The organism is Siccirubricoccus soli (genome assembly GCF_024178315.1).
Taxonomy (GTDB): domain Bacteria; phylum Pseudomonadota; class Alphaproteobacteria; order Acetobacterales; family Acetobacteraceae; genus Siccirubricoccus; species Siccirubricoccus soli.
In genome coordinates, this window is sequence record NZ_JAMZIK010000109.1 from 35,516 (window position 1) to 42,761 (window position 7,246).

General features: G+C 65.7%; 3 protein-coding genes and 1 pseudogene. All 4 read left to right on the forward strand.

What is annotated here, in order from left to right; translation table 11 throughout:
• The first annotated feature begins 1 nt into the window (after nucleotide 1).
• On the forward strand, nucleotides 2-1,360 hold the full coding sequence (gene icmH, locus NJ376_RS17520) for a type IVB secretion system protein IcmH/DotU (protein WP_252954577.1): 1,359 nt from the start codon (nucleotides 2-4) through the stop codon (nucleotides 1,358-1,360).
• On the forward strand, nucleotides 1,357-4,950 hold the full coding sequence (gene tssM / locus NJ376_RS17525) for a type VI secretion system membrane subunit TssM (RefSeq protein WP_252954578.1): 3,594 nt from the start codon (nucleotides 1,357-1,359) through the stop codon (nucleotides 4,948-4,950). Before icmH ends, tssM begins: the two co-directional genes overlap by 4 nt.
• 33 nt (nucleotides 4,951-4,983) lie before the next feature.
• On the forward strand, nucleotides 4,984-7,005 hold the full coding sequence (locus NJ376_RS17530; protein WP_252954579.1) for a type VI secretion system Vgr family protein: 2,022 nt from the start codon (nucleotides 4,984-4,986) through the stop codon (nucleotides 7,003-7,005).
• A gap of 58 nt (nucleotides 7,006-7,063) precedes the next feature.
• Nucleotides 7,064-7,246: pseudogene (locus tag NJ376_RS17535) on the forward strand (IS5/IS1182 family transposase); the annotation flags it as partial.

Consider the following 7,246-nt stretch of genomic DNA (forward strand, 5'->3'; position numbering starts at 1 on the left):
GATGTCCGATGATCCCTTCGCCGAACCCGAGGACAGCGATCGCACCGTCATCCGGCCGCGGCCGGGCGGCCGTCCTGCCACGCCGCCGCCGATGGCCGCGCCGGCGCCTGCCATGGCGGCGGGCGGGCCGGCGGGGCCGATGGTGGCCCTACCGGTCATTGGGGTGAATCCGCTGGCCGCGGCGGCGGCGCCGGTCATGGGGGCAGCCATCCGCCTGCTGGGTCGCTTCCAGCATCCCCAGCCGGACCAGCTCCGCCGCAGCATGGTCGAGGCCGTCCGCGAGTTCGAGCGGCGGGCATTGGCCACGGGCCTCGACACGCAGTCGCTTCGGGCGGCGCGCTATGCGCTTTGCGCCATGATCGACGACATGGTGCTCTCCACGCCCTGGGGCGCCAACAGCCCTTGGTCGCAGCAAAGCCTGACCAGCATCTTCCACAATGAGGTTGCCGGCGGCGAGCGCTTCTTCGAGATCCTGAAGCAGATGGAGGAGGATCCGGCCCGCCACGGCCAGGTGGTGGAGCTGATGTATCTCTGCCTCTCCCTCGGCTTCGTCGGTCGCTACCGGGTGCAGCAGCGCGGCATTGCGTCGCTCACCGAATTCCGCGATGCACTCTATCGTGTCATCCGGCAACGTCGGGGCGAATTCGAGCGCGAGCTCTCGGTTCGGTGGCGGGGCATCCCGGCCGGGCACAAGCCGCTGGCGCAGCGCGTTCCGCTTTGGCTGATCGGCACGGTTACCGCCTTCCTGCTGGCCTGCATCTATCTCGGCTTCAATTTCTCCCTGGCGGGTGACGCAGATGCCCTGGCGGGCCGCTACGCGCAGTTGCCGCCCTCGGCCCCCCTGTTGCCGCCGCGGCCGCCGGGCGCGCCGCCTCCGCCGCCGGCCCAACCGGCACCGCCGCCGGCTCCCTCCGCAGCGCTGCCGCGACTGCGGAGCTTCCTGGCGCCCGAGATCCAGCAGCGGCTGGTGGATGTGCTGGAGGATAGTCAGACCATCACCATCCGCGTCGCCAACAACAACATGTTTGCCTTGGGCCAAGCATCGCTGAACGCGCCTGCTATCCCGCTGCTGGAGCGCGTAGCGCAGGCGTTGAATGATGAGGTTGGAGCGGTCCTGGTGACCGGCCATACCGACAGCTCGCCAATCCGTACGGCGCGCTTCCCCTCCAACTGGCATCTCAGCCAGGCGCGGGCGGAGACGGTGGCGCGGCTGGTCGCCGGCAAGCTCGCCAATCCCAACCGGGTCCGGGCAGAGGGTAAGGCCGACACCCAGCCCATTGCTTCGAACGAGACGCGGGAGGGGCAGCAGGCCAACCGGCGCACCGATATCATTCTAGTGAAAGCGGGGGACTCCCAGTGAGCGGCTTCCTCTCCATCCTGTTCTCCCGCTGGGTCGTCACCTTCATCGGCGCCCTGCTGATCAGCCTGCTGGTCTGGTTCTTCGGGGATCTCCTGGCGGTCGGCGAGGCGCGGCCCCTGGGCTCGGAGCTGGCGCGGATCATCACGATCGTCGTCATCTTCGTCCTGTGGCTGCTGAACAACCTGCTGCGCCTGTATCGCCAGCAGCAGAAGGACAAGAAGCTGGTCGAAGAGGTCGCGGCCCCTCCGACCCAGGCGGAGCTGGATGCCGCGGCCTCAGCCGACGAGGTGAACCTGCTGGCGACGCGCCTCAAGGAGGCGCAGCAGGCGCTGAAGAAGGCGGGCATGGCCAGGCGGTTCGGCACCGCGCTGTACCAGCAGCCCTGGTACATGTTCATCGGCCCGCCCGGCTCCGGCAAGACCACGGCACTGGTGAACTCCGGGCTGAATTTCCCGCTGGCCGACAAGGGCGCGGTGCAGGGTGTCGGAGGCACGCGGAACTGCGACTGGTGGTTCACCGATCAGGCCGTGCTGATCGACACGGCTGGCCGCTACACCACCCAGGACAGCCAGGAGACCGTGGACAGCAAGTCCTGGCTCGGCTTCCTCGGCCTGCTGAAGAAGCATCGGCCGCGGCAGCCGATCAATGGCGTCATCCTTGCCATCAGCTTGTCGGATCTCTCCTCCATGAAGGAGAGCGAGCAGTCCGAGCATGCGCGAACCATCCGGAACCGGATCCGGGAGCTGCATGACCAGCTCGGGGTACGGATGCCGGTCTATGTCATGTTCACGAAGGCAGACCTCATCGCCGGCTTCGTCGAGTTCTTCGACAGTATGGGCAAGGACGAACGCGAGCAGGTCTGGGGAATGACTTTCCCCTTGGACGCCGGGAAGGATCCCGGTAACGCTGCGGTGGGCAGGTTCGGCGCCGAGTACGACGCGCTGCTGCAGCGCCTGACCGACCGGATGCTGGAGCGCGTGCACCAGGAGCCGGACATGCAGCGCCGGGCCCTGATCTATGGCTTCCCGCAGCAGATGGCGTCCCTGCGGGAAACCGCACAATCCTTCCTGACGGCGATCTTTCAACCGAGTCGGCTGGAAGCACCCGCCCTGCTGCGCGGCGTCTATTTCACCTCGGGCACTCAGAACGGCATGCCGATGGACCGGCTGCTCGGGGCCATGGCCAGCAATTTCGGCCTGCAGCGTCAGGCGGTGACGGCCTTCAGCGGCCAGGGGCGCAGCTACTTCCTCACCCGGCTGATGAAGGAGGTGGTGTTCCTCGAGAGTGGACTGGTCGGGCTGGACCCACGGCTGGAGAAGCGCAACCGCCTGGTCTGGGGCGGCGCCTATGCTGCCGCGGTGGTGGCCCTGCTGGCGATGATCGGCATCTGGTTCTACAGCTGGCTCGGCAACCGGGACCTGATCGCAGCGGCGCAGCTCGGCCTGACGAATTACGAGGCGCAGCTCAACATCCTGCGGCAAGATCCTGCGCCGGCCACTGATTTGCGGCCTACGCTGCCACCGCTGGCCACCCTGCGCGGCTTGCCCGGGGGCTATGGCGAGCGGGAAAAATCCACCCCCGTCAGCCTCACCTTCGGGCTGTGGCAGGGAACGCGGCTTGGGGCGCAGGCACAGCAGGGGTATCGGCATGCGCTGAACATGCTTCTGTTGCCCCGGCTCCTCGCACGAGTCGAGGCCGGGATGCGCACCAATATCGGCAATCTCGACTACCTCTACACCGCGCTTAAGGTCTACCTGATCCTCGGGCGGCGTGGACCGCTGGATGCCGATCTGGTGACAGATTGGCTCACCACCGACATCGACCGCGACCTGCAGGATGACGAGACCGCCCGGACAGCGGTGCTGGAGCATATCGCCGCGCTGATCGAGCAGCCGGTCGAGGAAGTGCCGCTCGACAACGTGCTGATCGACCAAGTGCGGAACGTGCTGCGGCAGATGCCGCTGGCGCAGCGCAGCTATCAGCGGATCCTCGCCAGCCAGCCGGTGAAGGCTCTGCCGGAATGGCGCATCGGCGATGCGGCCGGGCCCGCGGCGAATCGCATCTTCGTCCTGCGCTCCGGCCGGCCGCTCACGACTGGCGTAGACGGGATCTATACCTATCGTGGCTACCACGAGACCTTCCTGCCGCTGCTGCCCGAGGTGCTGCAGGACGTCACCGAAGCCACCTGGGTGCTGGGTGGTCGGGATGAGATCCAGGTGACGGATCTGCGGCGCATTTCCCAACTCCGGCGCGACGTTCAGGCGCTCTATTTCGACGACTATATCCGTCGGTGGGATGCGGTGCTGGCCGATGTCCAGATGCGGTCCTTCCAGACCACCTCCGACGCCCTGGACGTACTCAACACCCTGTCTGGCCCGGTCTCGCCCTTCCGCAACCTGCTACAGGCGATCGCGACCGAGACCAATCTGACCAAGACCGATGACATCGAGGCTGCCGGATCCCGGGCGGCGCGCGAGTTGCGGCCGGCGGCGCAGCGCGAATTGCTGCGGAACCTGTCGACCCGGCAGCGGCAGGTTGCCATGGCGTTGCAGGCCGGCTTCCGGGCGGAGGATGCCCGCACGCCAAATCCGGCCGAGCGAGTGGACGAGCATTTCCGCCGCTTGCGGGAATTCGTCGGCACGCCGCAGCGGCCAGGCGAGATGGAGCAGGTCATCGCCAAGATGTTGCAGCTCTACCAGGGCTTCAGCCAGGCCGCAGCGGGGGGGGGGGCTGGTCTGCTCGGCGCCGCAGCGGGAGGCGGCGGTGTGGGCGGTGGAGGCAGCCTGCCATCGCAGTTGCAGACTCTGGCCCGTAGCCTGCCAGCGCCCATCGACAACATGGTGGCCGCGACGGCACGTAGCAGCGCGACCGTCACTGCGGCCGGGGCACGTGCGCAGATCGCGGAAAATTGGCGGTCCAATATTGCCCCTTTCTGCGCGACGGCACTGAACAACCGCTACCCCTTCGTCGTCAGCAGCCCGATCGATGTGCCGCTGGATGACTTCACCAGGCTGCTCGGCCCCGGTGGCATGATCGACAGCTTCTTTACCCAGAATCTCCGCGCCTTCGTCGATACCGCCACCAGGCCCTGGCGGTGGCAGTCGGTCGATCAGGCGCAGCTGGGCTTTTCGGCCGACAGCCTAGCGCAGTTCCAGCGCGCGGCGGAAATCCGGGAGGGTCTCTTCACCGCGGGCCCGAACATGGTGGTGCGGTTCGAATTGCTGCCGGTGTCGCTCGACCCCTCCTTCGGCCAGGTCAGCATCGATCTGGACGGGCAGGTGCTAACCTATGCGCATGGTCCGCAGCAGCCCATTCGTATGCAATGGCCGGGCCCGGCTGGGCGCAACCAGGCGCGGCTCACGATGACCCCGACCGCCGGCGTTCCGAGCATCACGGAAAGGACCGGACCCTGGGCCCTGTACCGGCTGCTCGATACGGCGCGTGTGACCTCGGACGGGCAGCCGGACCGCTTCACGGTCACCTTCAATGCTGGCGGCCGTACCGCGGTGTTCCGGCTGACCGCCAGCAGCGTGATGAATCCTTTCACCATGACGGCGATGCGGCAGTTCCGCTGCCCCTCCGGCCTTTAGGCCGGCGAACGCCCAGTTCAGGATCAGGCAAGAATGGTCGACCTGCTCAATCGCCACGTCGAGATCGCGGTCAGCCCGGATCCCGGCTTCAAGCTGTTCTTCGACCGCATGGTGGGCACGGAGGAACTGGGCAGGCCATTCCGCTATGAGGTCGATCTCGTCAGCACCTCCGCCACCAAGGCGGATCTGCTTGCCGTCATCGGTTCGAAGATGACGTTGAAGATCCTGCTTCCCGACGAGACGAGCTACCGCTACTTCAACGGCGTCATTACCCGCGCCGCCTATCTGGGACAGGGCGGTGGCTATGAGCGCTACCGTTTTGAGTTGCGGCCGATGTTTTGGCTGCTGTCGCAGCAGGTGAAGTGCTTCATCTACCAGCAGAAGACATTGGTCGACATCATCAAGCAGGCGCTCTCAGACGCGGGTATGAGCGGCCAGTTCGAGACCGCGATCGTCGATGCGACGTCCCTTCCCGTGCAGGAGTTCGTGGTCCAGTACCGGGAAAGCACCTTCGACTTCGTCAGCCGGTTGATGGAGGAGGTGGGCATCTACTACTACCACAAGCACGTCGACGGGTCGCACACATTGGTGCTGACCGATGATGCATCCTCTCACCAGCCGATCCCCGGCGCGGCAGAAATTAGCTATTTCGAGCCGGACCACACCTATCGGCGCAAGGAAGACCATATCTGGGACTGGCAGACGACGGTGAACATCACGCCGGCGCTCTATGTCCAGCGTGACTATAATTTTGAGACTTCGGGGACTGACCTCACCTCCCAGCTCCGGCTCGCGCCCTCGCATAGCGCCCACAACGCCTATGAAGTTTATGACTACCCTGGCAGCTACGCCACGACCTCCGAGGGTAGCAAGATCGCAGCAATCCGCATGCAGGAGCTGGCGGCGCCGCGGAAGGCGGCGCAGGGCGAAGGCAATGTCCGCTCGCTCAGCACGGGTCACACCTTCACCCTGAAGGAATTCGGCGACGAGTCGCAGAACATCTCCCATCTGGTCATTGGTGCCAGCTACTTCATGACCGTCGAGGAGACGAGCGGGGAAGGCGGGGAGACGCGCGACACTTTCCGCACCGTCTTCCAGACCGTTCCGGCAACGACGCCATGGCGGCCGCGGCGGCTGACACGACGGCCGGTGATCACCGGGCCGCAGACCGCCAAGGTGGTCGGCCCGGCCGGCAATGACGACATCTATACGGACAGGTATGGGCGGGTGAAGGTCCAGTTCCCCTGGGACCGCGCCGGCACCAATGACGAGAATTCGTCCTGCTGGATCCGTGTCTCCCAGCCCTGGGCCGGCCTCGGCTATGGCGGCATCATCCTGCCACGCATCGGGCAGGAGGTGGTGGTCGAGTTCCTGGAGGGCGATCCCGACCGCCCCATCATCACCGGCCGCGTCTACAACGATGCGCAGACCGTGCCCTATGCCCTTCCAGCCGAGAAGACCAAGTCCACTCTGAAGAGCAAGTCATCGCCGAATGCCGATGGCTTCAACGAACTCCGGTTCGAGGACAAAGCGGGTTCGGAAGAATTCTTCATGCATGCGCAGAAGGACATGAACATCGTCGTCCTCAACGACCAGACCACCACCATCGCGAAGAATCGTACGGTGACCATCAACGATGTTGATGACACCCTGACGGTGAAAACCGGCAAGCGGACCGTCACCATCAAGGCCGACCATACGGTGACGGTCCAAAGCGGCAACCAGGCCATCAACGTCGATACCGGGAACCAGACCACCACCATCAAGACCGGGAATCATGAGCTGAAGGTCAGTGCCGGCACGAGCAAGATCGACGCGGCACAGAGCATCACCCTCATCGTGGGGGGGACGAAGGCGGTGCTGGATACCAGTTCCATCACCCTGTCGATCGGCGGCAGCACCATCAAGATGGATGCCATGAGCATCAAGCTCAGCGCAGGCGCGAGTTCGGTGGAACTCGGCCCCGCCGGCGCCAAGATGAGCGGGGCACCGAACGCCGAGGTGTCCGGCGCCGCCATGGCCAGCATTTCCGGCGCGCTCGTGAAGATCAATTAATGCGGCTGCTCGCTGCCTGTTTCGGCAGGCTTGGGGTGGCGGCTGCACCCTACGGTAACGGCTGCCCCGCGTGCTGCTGGAGCGGCTGCACGGCGCCGACAAGTTGGACTGGAGCCGGGCCTCGCTGGACAGCGCCTCTGTTCCGGCGAAAAGGGGGGAGCGGCAACCGGCCCAAATCCGACGGACCGCGGCAAAGCAGGCACCAAGCGGCACGTCGTGGTCGACGGCCATGGCACCCCGC